Origin of the sequence: Colwellia sp. BRX9-1 (assembly GCF_014077195.1) — a bacterium.
Lineage (GTDB): Bacteria > Pseudomonadota > Gammaproteobacteria > Enterobacterales > Alteromonadaceae > Colwellia_A.
This window is the reverse complement of sequence record NZ_JACGVM010000017.1, coordinates 38,902-57,173: the sequence shown is the minus strand read 5'-3', so window position 1 is coordinate 57,173 and position 18,272 is coordinate 38,902. Positions and strand designations below refer to the sequence as shown.

Genomic DNA, 18,272 nt, shown 5'->3' with positions numbered 1-18,272 from the left:
TAAATAATCAGTGGCTTTGGGCTATTGTTAAGTATAATTAATGAAATAAACTCACATTCAACTCATATAAAACTTATGTTACATTAACAGTAAATAGGTTTAACTCTGGCCAGTAATGGTAAATCATTTGCAGATAACGCCCCTAATTTTAACCATTCAATAAGCGATTTAGTTAAATCGATAGATTGCCCTGACAACATTTGATTTTGTAATAATTGTACCTGTACTTGCATCCGCTCGGCTTTAAATTCTGCAGGTGACTCTTTACTTGCTAAAATTTCGAGTTCAAGGGTTTTGTTACTTCGGTCAATCAGTTTGCTGTTTTGATAACACTCTTGTAAACGTTTCTGCCAAACATTGGGTAAATCTACCAGTGTTTCAGAAAAATCTGCTGCCGTTTCCGGTTTATTAGTAGCTAAACTTTCTAAGCAATCGAAAACAAGTTGCCAAGTCTTGGCCTTTTTGTTTTCTGTCATTTGCATGAGTTGTTGAGATATTTGCGCAAGTAATTTTTCAGCTAAGGTTACGGCACTTCTTATTACCGGACGTTGACTGGTAATTTTTACACGTAATTCTTCAATACTTACTTGTAAGCTTAATAACGCTGTTTCTGATATATCCGCGACTAGTTGTTGCTGATAGCTTTGTAATTGTTGTGATAATTCAATTTGTTGATTTTCACGGTTCGATTGTTCAAGCAACTTAGCTTCATCACGCTTTGAAAATAGCTGGTCATTCACTTTTCTAAATTTTTGCCAAAGCTGATTCTCTTCACGTTGACCGCTGTAGCCAATGGCTTGCCATTGTGTTTGCAGTTTTTTAACACTCTCAATTGCAGAGAAAACGTCATCGTCGTTCAATGCTTGAGTAACTTGAGCAATCAATAGGTTTTTGCTATCACTGTTACGTTGATGATAATTTCTTAATTCAGCTTTAACGGGTTGTAAGCTCGCCGTAAACGATTGACTAAGTAAGTTGAATTTAGTTTTATCAACCTGCCCCGCGTTTTGCCATTGCTGTATTAATTTATTGAGTGTTGCATCAGTAAACTTCCAATCGATGGCTTCATTATCAATGCCTTCATTGAGTTTTGCAGAAAAGTCGTCGGCAAAGCTTTGCGCTTTACTAATAAGTTGTTGGCGAGATTCAAGATGTAGTTCACGTAACTTTTCTTGTTCTGCATAAAATAACCGACATGGAGCAAAAGCTTGTTCGCAAAGTGCGTTGAATTGGTAATTTAACTCTTTTTCAATTGATTCTTCAGCATGTCCAAGTGAATTCCACGTAACACGAAATTGTTTAACTTTTGCTGCTTGCTCATTGGGGTTATCAATTGGCTGATCAACGAGTAACTTAATATCCACAAGTAACTGCTGTTTTCTAGGCGTAGCAATAGATTGCTCTAAATCACTTAATTCGGCAATTTTATCTGCTATATCATCAAAGTCACGTTGAACTCGTGACTTTTGCTCTTCTGATAAACCATCAAAATGTTTTTTAGCTTTTTTGAAAACACCAAAAGCCGCATTGTACTTACCCGTCATTATTAAGCGCTTTACGTCAGCAACTTTTTTCTGGCATTGTGATAAGAGTAAGCCTTGTTCTTTAATTAACGATTTTAGGCCTTGCTGCCATTGTTGTTTTATTTCTTTAAAGGCGTCAACAATAGATTGTGGTAATACCCCTGCCGCTTTTAGCTCAACAGTTTTCCATTCTTGTAACCACTGATCGAACAGAGGTTTACGCAGGTTCAATTCTTCAATGTTTTTAGGTAAAGCAACTTGTGATATTTTTGAAATTAGATGGGTTGCATCACTCACCGATTGTGCAATCTCAGGCAACTGAGCCAGTTTTTTTGCTTGGGCTTTTACTAAAGCAATAAAGTGTTGTTGTTCTTTACTGTTTAATATTGAAGAGGTTATTTCTTCGCGTAATTGTTCAAGTTTATCTTGATACTCAGCTTCATCAAGATCACCACTTTCAAAAATTGTTGTGGTAAGCTTTTTACTCATTTCATTAAGGGCACTATTAAAATGTTCATTAGCCAAACGTTTGTCTGCCACTAATTTTTCAGCAATGATTTCTTGTTGATGGGATTCATGTAACGGAGAAAAATGTTTAATGAGTTGGCTATTAATTATTTTATACTTTTCTGTAAAGTTCTCAGCTTCTGGCGAAGAGAGACAAGAGAAATCTTGATAATAGTTTTGCCACTGCGTTTCTAATTCAGCTTGTTTTTCTTTGAGTTGCAGATAATCATTGACCTCTTTCAAAGCAAGTAACTTTGCTAAAACTAACTGAACACCTTTTTTAATTTTGTCAGGTTGTTCTGCCAACTCGTGTAAATGTTGTAACTGTTGCTCAATATTAGTTTTTATTTTTTCATTACATGATTTTTTAAGTAATTTATCTAATACATCAAGAGGCAATACTTGTTTGAGTAAATAAGCTTGTACGACTTCATCTTGCTTATGGGTAAATATTGAATGGGTTAACGATGGTTTATTAATTTTTTCAAATAAAGCGATAACAACATCGGCTTGTGTTTCATTTTGTAACCATAGTTCCAAGGACGGTAACTTATCATTGCTTTTCAATAAGATTAATTTGTCTTGATTACTGATCGTTATTTCGTGCTGGCCAAGCAGAATCTTTTCTACTTGCTTAAGACAATATTCACGGACTTTTTTATTGTCGTTGTCGATACTGTTTTTATGCCAAACAGTAAAGTCAGCCATTTTAATGAGAGCAGCGCGGCGCACTAATTCGTTAGGGTCTGTTTGTGCAAGATTTGTTAATATAACTAAGTCATCGGGATTGCTAAGTAATAAATCTTCACTGATTGCCGTTAACCGAACATTGTGTTCTTTACTTTGCCATTTTGCTTTGAAAAATTTAGAAAAAATCATAAATCGGAAAACCTTGCAATATTATTGTCTGGGTTGTTTTTAAGATCAGCGAACTCGCTTTTCAACTGGCGTTTAGTTTTATCTACGATAAGTCCATCTGCGCCAACGCTTAAGATTTGATCTGAATTTAAATGTCTTGATTGATAAGCCATGGTAATTTGCAGCGCTGATGTTTTTTGTGCTGTATCAACTATAGTTCCCTCTGGCCATTTGCCCGTTTCAGCGGCACACTTTAAGCGCAAGTACATTTCTTCTGACATATCGTCTACTAATGAAATAATATCCATTGTTATATTTACAGCCTTTGTTTCTTAATTCTTACGAGAAAAGTTAATGTTAATTTCGGTATTTAAGCATCAGCAAACGAATGCGAGTTGCAATATACCAAATAAAGCCAACCACTGCCGCACCAATACTTATAAAATATTGCCATGTGCCCTGCTGTGCGTCTTGCCAATACAAAAATAGAAAACCACCACAAAAAAGTAACATAGCGATAAATGAGTGATTCATCAGTTTTTGGGATTGATCTATTTTGCTCAATTTTTTCATTGATGCTATTTGACTGGCATCAACTTTGGTCAAATCGATTTCACAATGAGAGCAAGACTTCGCTTTGTCAGATATCTTTTTCTTACAGTTTGGGCAATTAATTACAGCCATAGGAAGATAACGCTCCATAAAATAATTAGTGTTAATATTCTACCTAAATTTAAGCAAAAAAAAACGTCCTATTGGACGTTTTTTAAAGTAATTTTACTTTTATTGCAAATTAATAAAAGTAAATCAATTATAAATAAAATTACTTGTTTTTATTAAAACGATCTTCCCAGAATTTAGCTTTTTCAATACCAAGCTTTTTAGGGTCAAAGGTAAATTTTGTCACCCCTAGTTTCTGCTGACGTTCATAATCTTTTAGTGCTTTAATCGCGGGCTTAGCCATAAAGAAGATGGCGATAAGTGCAAAAATATTCAACCAAGCCATTAACCCAACACCAATATCACCAAGACTCCAAGCAGCACTAGGTTCTGCAACAGTACCGTAAAAGACTGCTGACATTAGCACCACTTTAAGGAGGAATCTAAGTGCCGGCATTTTAATTGTTTTATTAATATAAGAAACATTATTTTCCGCGATAAAGTAATAAGCTAGTACCGTTGTAAAGGCAAAGAAAAACAAAGCAATAGCAATAAAGGGTTTACCAAAACCGGTTAAAACACTATCGACCGCAATTTGCGTAAAAGCAGGACCACTAATAACAACGTCACTGGCTAAGTTACTAACAACAAAACTAGTCGCGCCTTCTGGCATAACATTATACGACTGTGTGATTAAGATCATAAACGCAGTAGCAGAACAAACAAATAAGGTGTCAATATAAACTGAGAAGGCTTGCACTAATCCTTGTTGCGCTGGATGTTCAACTTCTGCAGCAGCAGCAGCATGTGGTCCAGTACCTTGTCCGGCTTCATTTGAATAAACTCCGCGTTTAACACCCCAACCAATTGCTGCACCAAACCCCGCCATTGGCGTAAAAGCATCGGTAATAATTAGCATAAAGACACCAGGAAGCTGATCAATATGCAATGCTATGATAGTACAGGCAATGATAATGTAAGCAAGCGCCATAAAAGGCACCACAATTTGGGTAAAGTTAGCAATACGCTTAACACCACCAAAAATGATAAAACCAAGTAATAAAACAATAAATACCGCGGTATATACTTTCGTTAAAGGTAAGTCGCCCATAAAAGAGCTAACTGAACCACCGGCGCCAAACACATTGACCATAGCATCACCGATGCCGTTTGATTGCACAACAGGTAATAAAACACCACAAGCAAGAATAGTTGATAAAGCAAATATCCAAGCATACCATTTTTGACCTAAGGCTTTTTCAATGTAGTAAGCTGGGCCACCACGGTACTGACCGTCCTCTTCTTCTTTATAAATTTGGGCATTGGTTGATTCGATATAAGCCGTTGCTGCACCTAAAAAGGCAACTACCCACATCCAAAATACCGCGCCAGGTCCACCAAAACCAATAGCAGCAGCAACCCCTGCAATATTACCAGTACCAACTCGTCCAGATAAAGACACCGCTAAGGCTTGAAAAGATGAGATACCCTTTTCTGAGCTTTTACCCGAAAGTAATAGGCGAAACATTTCTCTGAAATGACGTACTTGCGCAAATCGCGTTAAGACAGAGAAAAAGACCCCCGTTCCTAAACAGAGATAAATTAAGTACGGGCTCCAAATATAGCCGTTAATGGTATTTACAATCGCTTCCACATGACACTCCAGATTTATTATTATTATTATTTAATTTGTTGTTCGACGGTTGAGGGCCGCTAATCATTTAAGTGCAACTTGATATAGCACTTAAACGATCATCGAACTTCAATTATTGATTTTAGATAGGTTTAGCGTAAATCATCAACAACATGATAAATAGCCGTTAAAAAGTCACGACCAAATAAGCTACTACGCGTGTCTGACCAACCGACACTGCGGTCTGGTAATAAGTCATTATCTTTAAAAGGCATTTCTACAGTATAAGACAAACATTTGAAGTTATTACCAACCCAATTAGCACCCACAGTTAAGTTAGCTTGGCCGGGCTCATCTTTATCATAACCTTTGTCATCTTGAAACTCAGGAGTTACCGCTAGAAGAATGGCTTTGAATTTTTCTTCCAAGGCTTGATGTTTAGCGTCATATGCGGGGACACCTTCACAGCCAGCGACAAAGTTAAACGGTAGAGCTTCATCGCCATGAATATCAAGAAACATGTCAACACCGGTAGCTAACATTTTCTCACGCACCAAGAATACTTCTGGACTGCGTGCCATTGAAGGCTCTAACCACTCACGATTTAAATTAGTACCGATAGCATTTGTTCTTAAATGTCCTCGAACTGAACCATCAGGATTCATATTAGGCACTAAATAAAACACCGAACTGTCTAAGAGTGAGCGAGCAACGCCATCGTCTTCATCGAGCAAACGGTCAATAAAACCTTCCATAAACCATTCAGCCATACTTTCGCCAGGATGTTGACGAGCAGTAACCCAAATAACTTTCTTGTTTGGACCTTCTTCTCCAACTTTTAATACTGACACATCGCGTCCATCAAGGGTTTGTCCTAAAACTTGCAACTGGCAATCAATATCTAATTGCGCTTGATGCAGTAAGTCTTGATGACGTTCGTAGCTATACGGAGCAAAATAAGCAAAATAAACTGAATCATATTCTGGGGTTAAAGTAATACTCAGTTTTTCTCCATCAAATTCAGTTGGTACACGAAACCAATGCTCACGGTCGTAGGAAGCCACTGCTTGATAATCGGTCCATCCTTCTGTGTAAGCAGAAGTTCCAGCATTCATTAAATGAAGGGTATGTTCACAACGATCGGTATTATTAAGTTTAAAATGAAACCACTGATAAAAATCAGATTGGTTGTCTTTAACAATTTCAAGTTGAATATTATCGGCTTGGCTTGCATCAATAACGCGGATATTTCCACTATCAAAGTTAGAGGTAATTTGCATGACAGGATCTGCTATTTTTATTATGAATAGCCACAGTGTACACAAACAATGAAAAGATCAGAAGTAATATGCGTTAAAGTGTTCTAAGAAACAGCCCAATTTCAGAAGAATAGCCCATTGATTTTGCAATAACGGTATTTTTATCATCAATGACATAATAACTTGGATAACCTTCTATCTTGAATTGATGCTTGATTTGCTCTGTACCTAAGGCAATAGGGAAAGTTAATTGATGCTGGCTAGAAAAATCAAAGACCTCTTTTTTATCAACATAATCTAATGCAATGGCGATAACATTTATCTGTTGGTTCTTTTCATATGTCTCTTGAAGATTACTGATACTGATATGACATATTTGACACCAAGGAGCAAAAAAATAAATAATGGTAGTTTTCTTAAAATTGGCAAGTTCAATGGTTTTATCATCGAGCGTTTCTAATGAAACAGTTTGTGGCGTTATCTGTTCTCCCGTTGATAGCATGTCTGATTCTCTGAACATTGTCAGTGCTTGAAAGATGGCTAAAAACACCACAGCTTGAATAAATAAACTCTTCAACACAACTCACCTTTATAAATAATATAATAACGAAATAGTTATATTTATAGACCCGATCACCCGATTAAAAATTCAAATTAAAACAAAAAAAATCCAATACCTAGGTATTGGATCTTTATTGCTATTAATAGAGGAAGGTTAACAAGTAGCGTTAGCCTATCTGTGTTAAACCATTCATGTAAGGTTGTAATGCTGTTGGAATTTTTACACTGCCGTCAGCTTGTTGGTAATTTTCTAAAATAGCGACTAATGTACGACCAACCGCTAAGCCAGAGCCATTTAAGGTGTGCAATAATTCAGGTCTCTTCGTTTCACTGCTTCTAAAGCGTGCTTGCATGCGGCGAGCTTGAAAGTCGCCCATGTTAGAACAAGAAGAGATTTCACGGTAAGTATTTTGTGCAGGCAACCATACTTCGATATCGAATGTTTTAGTTGCACTAAAACCAATATCCCCCGTACATAAAATAACGGTACGGTAAGGTAATTCTAATCTTTCAAGAATTTTTTCAGCATGACCTGTTAAGGCTTCTAACGCGGTAAATGAATCTTCTGGCTTAACAATCTGCACCATTTCAACTTTATCAAACTGATGCTGGCGAATTAGACCGCGAATATCACGACCACCTGAACCGGCTTCACTTCTAAAACATGGGGTATGCGCGCACATCTTAATAGGTAACTCGGCCTCTTCTACAATTTCATTTCTTAATAAATTTGTTAAAGGGACTTCAGCCGTTGGGATCAAAGAGAATTTTTTATTACTTAAATCAGTGTGAAATAAATCTTCACCAAATTTAGGTAACTGTCCTGTGCCATAAAGTGAATCTTGATTCACTAAATAAGGCACGTACATTTCTTGATAACCATGCTCTTCGGTATGAACATCAAGCATTAACTGTGCAAGCGCACGGTGCATTTTAGCAATTTGGCCACGTAAAACCGCAAAACGTGTTCCCGCAAGTTTAGCACCACTTTCAAAATCTAAACCGTTGCCAATACCAGCACCAACATCAACATGATCTTTAACTTCGAAATCAAAGACACGAGGTGTTCCCCAGCGTTTAATTTCAACATTATCATCTTCACTTGCCCCGTCTGGGACTGAATGATCGATTAAATTTGGTACCGCCGAAAGAATATCATCAATTTTAGCAAGCACATCATCTTGTTCAATTTTGGCAGCATCTAGATCAGCACCTAATTGACTCACTTCAGCTAATAATGGCTGAATATCTTCTCCACGCGCTTTAGCTTGGCCAATAGATTTTGAACGGGTATTGCGTTGATTTTGTAATTCTTGGGTTTTGATCTGAAAAGCTTTTCGTTGCTCTTCTAGATCGATTAATAACGCAGTATCTAAAGAAAAGCCACGTTTCGCTAATTGTGCCGCAGTGGCTTCGATATCATTTCTAAATAATTTTGGATCAAGCATTTTATTCACATCTACAAGTTAAGTGGTTGTTTATTTATTTTAGCTTTGCTTACTTAGTCGCATAAGTTACTAAGTACATCCCAATACCAGCAGCAAAAACACATAAGCTGACATTAAGTAATATATTTATCATGCCTTTTAGGAATTCACCTTGTTGCATTAACAAAAGTGTATCCAATGAAAAGGTTGAAAATGTGGTGAAAGCTCCTAGAAACCCGATACCTATTAGGGTTCGGTAGACACTTACTTCAATTACACCATTTTCAATAAGACCATATAAGGTGCCCATGATCAATGAACCGGAAATATTAACCGCCAATGTCGCAAAAGGGAAACCTTTTCCGAGCCAATTCAATATTAATTGCGAAAAATAAAAGCGTAGACTTGCCCCACACGCTCCGCCAAGTGCTACAAATAGATATAATGAAAAGGTACTAATGGTATTAGTCATAACGTTTATTATTACTTTGGTTATTTAATTCATTGAGAAAATTTTGTTTATCTTTTAACTGTTTTTCCAAGCCACGGTCTGTTGGTTGATAAAGCAAGGTATGTTGCAAGGATTCAGGAAAATAATTTTCCCCTGCAGCAAAGCCATTATCTTCATTATGAGCGTACCTATACTCGCTGCCATGACCGAGTTCTTTAGTAATACTACTGGTGGCATTTTTTAAATGAAAGGGGACGTCGAGCTCTGCAGTATTTTTAGCAAGCTCTTTGGCCTGGTTAAAAGCCATATATACGGCATTACTTTTCGGTGCTAAAGCCATGTATACAGTTGCTTGAGCTATAGCTCGCTCACCTTCACTAGGTCCGACACGCTGAAAAGTATCCCAAGCATTAATAGCGAGTTGCATTGCTCTGGGGTCGGCATTACCAATGTCTTCACTGGCGATCGCTAACAGCCGACGGGCGACGTAAAGTGCATCTCCGCCCCCTGCTAATATTCTCGCGTACCAATAAAGTGCGGCATCAGGAGAGCTACCGCGCACAGATTTATGAAAAGCACTGATCAAATCATAAAAGGCATCACCACCTTTATCGTATAAAGCAATTTTATTGCCCGCTACTTGCACAACAGTTTCTAAAGTAATAGTGATTTTGGATCCTGACAGAATATCAACGCAGTTTTCAAAGACATTCAATAGACGTCGTGCATCGCCATTCGCCAAGGTTAATAATTGCTGCTGGGCATTATCGGCAATAGATATCTTAATGTTTTTGCTGTTTTGCTGATTCTCACAAGCGCGCGTTAAAATAATTGATAGATCATCACGCGTTAACTTTTTTAAAGTATAAACACGTGCACGTGATAAAACTGCTTGGTTAAGTTCAAAAGCGGGATTTTCAGTGGTCGCGCCAATAAAAATAATGGTGCCATCTTCAATAAAAGGCAAAAAAGCGTCTTGCTGTCCTTTATTAAAACGGTGAACTTCGTCAACAAATAATACGGTGCGTTTTTTATGGCGAAGTAAACGTTGCTTAGCATTATCTATTGCTTGACGTATATCTTTAATACCCGAGGTTACCGCCGATAAGCGTTCAACCTCGGCATTTGCATGACTAGCGATAATTTCTGCTAAGGTGGTTTTGCCTGTACCCGGCGGCCCCCAAAAGATAACAGAATGACACTTCCCCTGCTCAATCGCGATCGTTAACGGCATACCTGGCGATAAGATATGTTGTTGACCTTGATAATCGGCTAATGTTTTAGGGCGAAGTTTGGCCGCTAATGGTTGAAACTGATCATCGTCATCGTCATTGTCAGTTTCAATCATTCCTTCATCAGCGAAATCTAAAGGTAAAGAGCCATTAGCGTCGTCGTTAGCGTTGATCATCTAACTCAACACCTTCGGGTATTTTAAAGGTAAATAGTGCACTTTCGGGAACAGTTACTTGGTCAAACTGTGAAAGCTTAAACAGGCTTAACTGCCCTGTTGCGTCTAAAATAGTAAAGCTAGTAAGCATATTACTATTTTTCTTAAAACGTAATTCTAACGTCTTCACTTGGGCATTATTATCATTGGCATGAATGAGGTAATTGTTTTCATCGGTCGAGCTAACACTATAATGTTGCCATAGTGTTGGATCGCTGCTTGTTAATAATAAAATGGGGGTATTGAGTAGCGCTTTTTCTAAAAGATAAGCACTAACCTGCTCTACAAACGGGTCAAAAAACCATAAGGTATCACCATCTGAAACGATTAATGACTCATCTGGTTCTGCCGTTTTCCAGTGTACTAAGTTAGGTTTTTTAACCGCTAGAGTACCCAAAGCGTTTTGTAACTCATTACCTTCAGCATCCAGAACTTGCTGGTTAAAATTTGCCGTAAAATATTCAAGTTTTGCTAATTTTTGTATTAAATTACTTTTAATGATTAGAGCATCGTTGCTTGGCTTTTCTATAACATTGGTCGGTTCATTGAACGGCAAAGCAAAAACGGAGGTACTTGCACTGCTTAATACAACAACAGAAAAAAATGATAAAAGTGCTGTTTTTTTTAGGGAAAAATTCATTCAGTTATCCTTATAACTTGACTACATAAGTCGGGAAAAATAACACCTACAAATCTCTTACAGGTGGTGGTGCCAATACTTCACGGGCACCGTTATGGCCTGGTGAACTTACCACACTTTGGTTTTCCATATCTTCAACAATACGTGCTGCACGGTTATAACCAATTCTAAATTTACGTTGCACACTTGATATGGAGACACGTCGACCTTTAGTGACAAATTCAACCGCCTCGTCATACAAGGTATCAAGTTCAACCGCTTCATCGGCTTCGGCTTGCTCTCCGGGTAATAAAATTTCATTATCAGTATCACCTGACAATATTTCTTCAACATAATTAGGTTCGCCACGAGACTTCCAGTCGGCAACAACAGCATGTACTTCGTCATCGTTAACAAAAGCGCCGTGAACACGCACAGAAACAGCCTCGCCAGGTGGTAAATAAAACATATCTCCCATGCCTAACAGCTGTTCAGCACCTTGTTGGTCAAGAATAATACGTGACTCCATTCTTGATTGTACTCGCAGTGCCATACGGGTTGGAATATTAGCTTTAATTAAACCGGTAATTACATCCGCTGAGGGGCGTTGAGTCGCTAAAATTAAGTGCATACCCGCCGCTCGGGCTTTTTGAGCAATACGCGCAATAAGTTCTTCGACTTTTTTACCTGCAACCATCATCATATCGGCAAATTCGTCAACGAGTATAACAATCGCAGGCAATTTTTCTAACAAAGGCGGCGTTTGCGTAAAAGCATCATTAGGCTGCCAAGTAGGATCGATTAACGGCTCTCCAGCTTCAATAGCATTAAGCACTTTTTCATTGTAGCCTTTAAGGTTACGTACACCCAGAGACGACATAAGTTTATAGCGACGTTCCATTTCACCGACACACCAGCGCAGCGCGTTAGCCGCTTCTTTCATGTCGGTAACCACTTCAGCTAACAAATGTGGAATACCGTTATAAACAGAGAGTTCAACTTGTTTGGGGTCGATCATTATCATCCGCACATCTTCAGGTGTGGATTTATACAATATACTGACAATCATGGTATTAACCGCAACTGACTTACCTGAGCCTGTTGTTCCTGCCACTAATAAATGTGGCATCTTGGCTAGATCGGCTATCACGGGTTTACCTGAAATATCGCTACCAATCGCCATGGCTAAGTGGGATCTTGATGCAGCAAATGCCGGGGCAGAAATGACATCAGTAAAATAAACCGTTTCTCTATATTTATTGGGTAACTCAACACCAATGACAGATTTACCTTCAATAACTTCAACGACACGGACACTTTTAGCAGATAAGGAACGGGCAATATCTTGCGACAAACCGCTTACTTTACTGGCTTTAACACCTGGCGCTAAATTTAACTCGAAACGGGTAATAACAGGTCCGGGATAAACACCAACGACTTCAGCTTTCACACCAAACTCTAAGAGTTTTTCCTCAACTAGTCGACTGACTAATTCAAGCTCTTTCTCGTCAATAGGGTTTTCAGTCCGGTTGGGGCGATCTAATAAATCAAGCCCCGGTAGTCCTTGATAAGTTGCGCTATCTCTTTTTACCGCGACCTTTATCGGTTCTTCAACATTGATTGGATCAACTTTCTCAAAGGCAGCCGTTATTTCATCATCGCTAACATGTTCTTGAACATTAAAAGCGAGTGGTTCACCGATTAGGTCATCTATTGCGACAAAATGCTCGATGTCCTCTTCGAGATCAAAAGAAAGATCTTTTTTACTCGGTGCAATAATGTCTTCATATTCTTGTTCATTTATTGCATCAAAAGCATGATGTAGCTCTTCGTTTTCATCCTCTAGATTTTCATCCTCTAGATTTTCATCTACTTGAAAACTTGCCGGTTGTTTTTCAGTTAGCTCAGGTAAAGCCACTGGCTGTTCTTTTTTCTCAACAGTACTAACCAATACTTGTTTTTTTACTTTTTCAGTCTTCAATGCAGTGAAGTAGGCTTGTAGTTTTTGAGGTATTGTTAATAAATATTGGGCGAATAGTATTGTATAAGCACCGGTTTTATCAATAAAGGCGATCAATGAGAAACCGGTTAGTAGCACAAAACCAGAGAGGAGAAAGGTCAAGAATAATAAAGTACTACCGACAAAAGAAAAATAAGGCAGCACCGTTTGACTTAACGCGTCACCAATAATACCACCAGCTGAAAAGTAAAAGACATCATCAAAATTCATACTGGCAATTGATGTTATACCAATATAAAAAAGAATAAAGCCAATACACTTTAACCCTAAGGTTAAGTAATCTAATTGAATTAAGCGATGATATTTTTGAAACAATAACCACCCTGTTATTGCAGTAACAAAGGGTAGACTATAAGAAATAAAACCAAATAAGTTTAACAGTAGGTCAGAAATATAAGCGCCAACAGCACCGCCTAAATTACGAATAGGTGTTTGATAACCACTTTGAGACCAACCAGGATCAGCGGGGTTAAAGCTAAATAGCGCTAACATAATAAACATGGCAAAAAGAAAAGAAACCAACAAACCAGCTTCTAGTAATCGTTGCACACCATTTAATTTACTTTGAGTAGGAGATTCTGTAGACAATATAATAAACCGAGTTAATAACTATTTTATAGCCATACCACTCAAGTTGCAGTAATACGGGTAAGTTTATATACAGTAAAATAACAAACTATTGTAAGGAGTTAAATGTTTAAATCACTTACTTGAGCTCAATGATGCGATTAACGTTTAATCGGTAGAAAATTAGTCGATTTAACCTCTTCCATAACAACATAACTTCTACTTTCGCTTACAGAGGGCAAACGAAGTAAAGTATCACCTAGTAATTCTCGATAGGCGACCATGTCTGCAACGCGGGTTTTAAGTAAAAAGTCAAAGTTTCCAGACACTAAATGACACTCTTGTATAACATCAAGGTCATGGACCGCCCTAGAAAAATCATCAAAAACATCAGGACTGGTTTTGGTTAAGGTTATTTCCACTAATACAAGTAATGCAGCTTCAAGCTTTTGGGGGTTTAATATCGCTTGGTAGCCTTTAATATACTTCTCTTTTTCTAATCGCTTAACCCTTTCTAAACAAGGTGTTGGACTTAGCCCTACCCTTTTAGACAACTCTATATTGGATATACGAGCATTTTTTTGTAGCTCAACGAGAATATTACGATCGATGCGATCAATACTTTTGCTTTGAGACGACGACATTATATAAAACACTACATTTTCGAGTTATAACAGGATTATATATCGATTTATAAAATATTACGATAGGTTAATTCGAGAATAACGCATTATAATAGCCGCAAATAATATAAAAACATTTAACTGGTGAGACGATTATGATTATTGGTGTTCCTAAAGAAATTAAAAACCATGAGTACCGTATAGGCTTAACTCCAGCAGGCGTTAATGAGCTAACGGTTAATGGTCATGAAGTGATTGTTGAAAATAACGGCGGCGAATCTATTGGTTTTGAAAACGAGCAATATATAGCAGCCGGTGCCAAAATTATAAACACGGCGGCAGAAATTTTTGCAACCGCTGACATGATAATAAAAGTAAAAGAGCCACAACCTGACGAGTGTAAAATGCTACGCCCAGGTCAAATACTTTTTACTTACCTACATTTAGCACCCGATGCTAAGCAAACTGAATTATTAGTTGCTTCTGGCGCAACCTGTATTGCCTACGAAACGGTAACCTCTGCTCAAGGTGGTTTACCTTTATTAGCGCCAATGTCTGAAGTCGCTGGACGTATGTCTATTCAAGCAGGTGCTCATGCGCTTGAAAAAGCACAAGGCGGTTTAGGTGCTTTATTAGGTGGTGTTCCGGGTGTTGCTCCTGCGAAAGTATTAATTATAGGTGGCGGTGTTGTTGGTACTCAAGCTGCTCGTATGGCAATAGGTATGGGCGCTGATGTAACGATATTAGATCGTTCATTACCCCGTCTACGTCAATTAGATACTGAATTTGATGGCCGTTTAAAAACAGTTTACTCTACTGCCGATGCGATGGACCAATTAATTGTTGAAGCTGACTTAGTCATAGGCGCGGTCTTAATTCCAGGTGCAGCTGCACCTAAATTGGTAACAAGAGCCCACATCAAAATGATGAAAAAAGGTGCTGTTGTTGTTGATGTGGCGATTGACCAAGGTGGTTGTTTTGAAACATCAAAAGCAACAACTCATCAAGACCCAACGTATGTTGTTGACGACGTAGTACATTACTGTGTAGCTAACATGCCAGGTGGCGTAGCACGCACATCAACAATGGCATTAACTAATGCAACCATGCCATTTGCGGTAATGCTTGCCAATAAGGGTGCAAAACAAGCCATGCTTGACAACGTACACTTAATGAATGGTTTAAACGTATTAGGCGGAAAAATCACTTACCAACCTGTTGCTGAAGTTTTAGGCTACGACTACATACCACCTGAAGTGGCTATAGCGACTTTATAACGACTGAAAATAATACTTTGTGAGTTCTTCATAAAAACAACAAACCTCTGTTATATATTTAATAGAGGTTTTTTTTACGATGAATCTTAAACCTGACCATTTGGTTAGCTTGTGTTATATTTCAATAAATATCACTAAAATTAGAGTTAGGGAATCAATCATGGAAATTCAGGTTGTTGACTATCAAGATAAAAATGCTGGAAAATTATTTGTTCAAAGCTTAAGAGAAACAGGTTTCGGTGTATTAATTAATCACCCTATTGAGCAACAGCTTGTTGAATCTATTTATAAAAATTGGTATGAATTTTTTAGCGGTGAAGAAAAGCATAACTTAAGTTTTGATCCAAAGAAACAAGATGGCTACTTTTCAACCGAGATATCTGAGACGGCTAAGGGTCATGCAAATAAAGATATAAAAGAATATTTTCATGTTTATCCTTGGGGCAGGATCCCTGATCAACTTAAAGATGAAATACTTACTTATTACCAAAAAGCCTCTGAACTTGCTGCAGAATTACTTGATTGGGTAGAAAAATATAGTCCGGTCGACGTCTCAGAAAAATATTCAGAACAACTAGCGAATATGATCAAAGATACGCCAAATACTTTATTACGTATTTTACATTATCCGCCACTAAGTGGAGATGAAGAACCGGGCGCAGTGAGAGCCGCTGCGCACGAAGATATTAATTTATTAACCATATTACCGGCAGCAAATGAACCCGGTCTGCAAGTACAAAAGCAAGACGGGTCTTGGATTGACGTTCCCAGTGATTTTGGCAGTTTAATTATTAATATTGGTGATATGTTGCAAGAAGCCTCAGGTGGATATTTCCCATCTACCAGCCATCGGGTTATTAATCCTTCAGGTAAGGCCAGTAAAAAGTCTAGAATATCATTGCCGTTGTTTCTTCATCCACGAGACGAAGTCGTCTTGTCTGAACGACATACTCAAAAAAGCTACTTATTAGAAAGATTAAAAGAGCTTGGCGTAAAATAGCGATGAGTGGTGGTGTATAAGGGTTTATATGCCATCACTGTACATTTAACATTGCACTCATAGAAATTTTTATCAAAAAATTAATTTACCCTCTTGAGTTCTTTGCTTAAACTCCCAACTAATACCTTATAATTATACTTTTTATCAATCTTTGGAGTCATTCATGAGCGAAGCAAGACATTGCCCGTTACTCATTTTAGGATCAGGTCCAGCTGGTTACACGGCTGCAGTTTATGCCGCACGCGCAAATTTAAAACCAGTGATGATCACTGGCATGCAGCAAGGGGGTCAATTAACAACGACCACTGAAGTTGAAAACTGGCCTGGTGATGCCGATGACCTTACGGGTCCAGCATTAATGGATCGTATGCAAAAGCATGCAGAAAAGTTTGATACCGAGATTATTTTTGACCATATCAATGAAGTTGACTTTTCGAAACGCCCTTTTACCTTAAAAGGCGATAGCATGAGCTATACTTGTGATGCACTTATCATTTGTACGGGTGCTTCTGCACAATACCTAGGTTTACCTTCAGAAGAAGCATTTATGGGTAAAGGCGTTTCAGCCTGTGCTACCTGTGATGGTTTCTTTTACCGCAACCAAAAAGTTGCTGTTGTTGGCGGTGGTAATACCGCTGTTGAAGAAGCGTTATATTTATCAAATATTGCCTCTGAAGTTCACTTAGTGCATCGTCGTGAAACTTTTCGCTCTGAAAAGATTTTAACTGACCGTTTATACGAAAAAGTTAAAAACGGCAATATTACCTTACACTTAAATCAAACCTTAGATGAAGTGTTAGGCGATAAAATGGGTGTTACTGGTGTACGTTTAAAAGAAACGCAATCTGACACGACTAAAGATATTGACGTTATGGGTTGTTTTATTGCGATTGGTCATAAGCCAAACACTGATATTTTCAACGACCAATTAGCGATGAAAGATGGCTACTTAACGATACAAAGTGGCACTAACGGTAATGCAACACAGACCAGTGTTGAAGGTGTTTTTGCCGCGGGTGATGTAGCTGACCATATTTATCGTCAAGCAATTACCTCTGCTGGAGCTGGTTGTATGGCAGCCCTTGATGCAGAACGTTACTTAGACGCTAAAGGCTCTTAGTCATTAAAAACCAGATTGTCGCATTACTCGATGTCGATGATCTGGCATTTCCACCCTTAAAGCATGCGTTGATTGAACCTAATGGCTTACTTGCTTTTGGTGGTGATTTATCTGTAGCGCGATTAAAGTCGGCCTATCGAAGTGGTGTCTTTCCTTGGTACAGTGCTGGCGAAGCCATTATGTGGTGGAGCCCAGATCCGCGTGGTATTATCCTAACCGACCAATTACGTATTAATCGCACCTTGCGAAAAGTATTAAAACAACAGAACTTCACCGTAACCTTAAATCAAGCCTTTGACCGTGTTATTCATTATTGTGCCGATGCTCCCTTTCGTAAGGAAGATACTTGGATAGTTGATGATATGTTAGCGGCTTATCAGCAACTGCATGACAATGGTGTCGCACATTCGATAGAAGTGTGGATGGATGGCGAATTGGCCGGCGGTTTATATGGCGTGGCAATTAATGGCAGCTTTTCTGGAGAATCAATGTTTTATCGAAAAAGCAATGGTTCTAAAATCGCATTAGTTTATTTAAATGCTTTATTAAAAGGCCAAAACATTCCATTAATTGACTGCCAAATGCTCAACCCTTTTTTAGAAGACATGGGCTGTATTGAGGTTTCACGCTCGCAGTTTATGACATTGAAAGCAGAAGCATTAACGGTTTCATTACCAACGGATTTTTGGCTACCTCGCCAACTGACAGAAGAGCCTTAGT

The 18,272-nt window shown here is 38.2% G+C and carries 16 protein-coding genes; 4 read left to right on the top strand and 12 right to left on the bottom strand.

The genetic code is table 11. From position 1 onward, the window contains the following. Positions 1-83: 83 nt before the first annotated feature. The 12 genes from H4J76_RS14930 to lrp form a co-directional block, all read right to left on the bottom strand. On the bottom strand, positions 84-2,909 hold the full coding sequence (locus H4J76_RS14930) for a DUF349 domain-containing protein (protein ID WP_182230893.1): 2,826 nt from the start codon (positions 2,907-2,909) through the stop codon (positions 84-86). Further along, on the bottom strand, positions 2,906-3,196 hold the full coding sequence (locus H4J76_RS14925) for a YeaC family protein (protein ID WP_070373547.1): 291 nt from the start codon (positions 3,194-3,196) through the stop codon (positions 2,906-2,908). Before H4J76_RS14925 ends, H4J76_RS14930 begins: the two co-directional genes overlap by 4 nt. Before the next feature lie 49 nt (positions 3,197-3,245). Then, complete coding sequence (locus H4J76_RS14920; RefSeq protein WP_182173780.1) at positions 3,246-3,572, bottom strand: hypothetical protein; 327 nt, start codon at positions 3,570-3,572, stop codon at positions 3,246-3,248. A 139-nt stretch (positions 3,573-3,711) separates the two neighbouring features. Then, on the bottom strand, positions 3,712-5,202 hold the full coding sequence (locus tag H4J76_RS14915) for a sodium:alanine symporter family protein (RefSeq protein ID WP_182215215.1): 1,491 nt from the start codon (positions 5,200-5,202) through the stop codon (positions 3,712-3,714). 131 nt (positions 5,203-5,333) lie between these two features. Continuing rightward, positions 5,334-6,461 (bottom strand): carboxypeptidase family protein, encoded by a 1,128-nt coding sequence (locus H4J76_RS14910; RefSeq protein WP_182215217.1) that lies wholly within the window; start codon positions 6,459-6,461, stop codon positions 5,334-5,336. A gap of 73 nt (positions 6,462-6,534) precedes the next feature. Then, complete coding sequence (locus H4J76_RS14905) at positions 6,535-7,020, bottom strand: TlpA disulfide reductase family protein (RefSeq protein WP_310734078.1); 486 nt, start codon at positions 7,018-7,020, stop codon at positions 6,535-6,537. Positions 7,021-7,168: 148 nt separating this feature from the next. Next, positions 7,169-8,449 (bottom strand): serine--tRNA ligase, encoded by a 1,281-nt coding sequence (gene serS / locus H4J76_RS14900; protein ID WP_070373544.1) that lies wholly within the window; start codon positions 8,447-8,449, stop codon positions 7,169-7,171. 49 nt (positions 8,450-8,498) lie between these two features. Next, positions 8,499-8,900: a fluoride efflux transporter CrcB gene (gene crcB, locus H4J76_RS14895; RefSeq protein ID WP_070373543.1), complete on the bottom strand. Its 402-nt coding sequence runs from the start codon at positions 8,898-8,900 to the stop codon at positions 8,499-8,501. Continuing rightward, positions 8,893-10,227, bottom strand: a complete 1,335-nt coding sequence (locus H4J76_RS14890; RefSeq protein WP_182230907.1) for a replication-associated recombination protein A — start codon at positions 10,225-10,227, stop codon at positions 8,893-8,895. Before H4J76_RS14890 ends, crcB begins: the two co-directional genes overlap by 8 nt. Before the next feature lie 46 nt (positions 10,228-10,273). Further along, positions 10,274-10,966, bottom strand: a complete 693-nt coding sequence (gene lolA, locus H4J76_RS14885; RefSeq protein ID WP_182230892.1) for an outer membrane lipoprotein chaperone LolA — start codon at positions 10,964-10,966, stop codon at positions 10,274-10,276. 46 nt (positions 10,967-11,012) lie between these two features. Beyond that, on the bottom strand, positions 11,013-13,466 hold the full coding sequence (locus H4J76_RS14880; RefSeq protein WP_404842537.1) for a DNA translocase FtsK: 2,454 nt from the start codon (positions 13,464-13,466) through the stop codon (positions 11,013-11,015). Positions 13,467-13,693: 227 nt separating this feature from the next. Next, positions 13,694-14,176, bottom strand: a complete 483-nt coding sequence (lrp, locus tag H4J76_RS14875) for a leucine-responsive transcriptional regulator Lrp (protein ID WP_182215220.1) — start codon at positions 14,174-14,176, stop codon at positions 13,694-13,696. 134 nt (positions 14,177-14,310) lie between these two features. On the opposite strand from lrp, the gene ald reads away from it, so the two are divergent. The 4 genes from ald to aat all read left to right on the top strand — a co-directional run bounded on the left by ald (position 14,311) and on the right by aat (position 18,271). After that, complete coding sequence (gene ald, locus H4J76_RS14870) at positions 14,311-15,432, top strand: alanine dehydrogenase (protein WP_070373540.1); 1,122 nt, start codon at positions 14,311-14,313, stop codon at positions 15,430-15,432. A 160-nt stretch (positions 15,433-15,592) separates the two neighbouring features. Further along, the gene (locus H4J76_RS14865; protein ID WP_070373539.1) at positions 15,593-16,432 is read left to right on the top strand and encodes an isopenicillin N synthase family oxygenase; all 840 of its coding nucleotides are present in this window, start codon (positions 15,593-15,595) and stop codon (positions 16,430-16,432) included. Between the two features lie 163 nt (positions 16,433-16,595). Further along, on the top strand, positions 16,596-17,552 hold the full coding sequence (gene trxB, locus H4J76_RS14860; protein ID WP_070373538.1) for a thioredoxin-disulfide reductase: 957 nt from the start codon (positions 16,596-16,598) through the stop codon (positions 17,550-17,552). A 68-nt stretch (positions 17,553-17,620) separates the two neighbouring features. Further along, the gene (gene aat, locus H4J76_RS14855; protein ID WP_259377153.1) at positions 17,621-18,271 is read left to right on the top strand and encodes a leucyl/phenylalanyl-tRNA--protein transferase; all 651 of its coding nucleotides are present in this window, start codon (positions 17,621-17,623) and stop codon (positions 18,269-18,271) included. The last annotated feature ends 1 nt before the right edge of the window (position 18,272 follow it).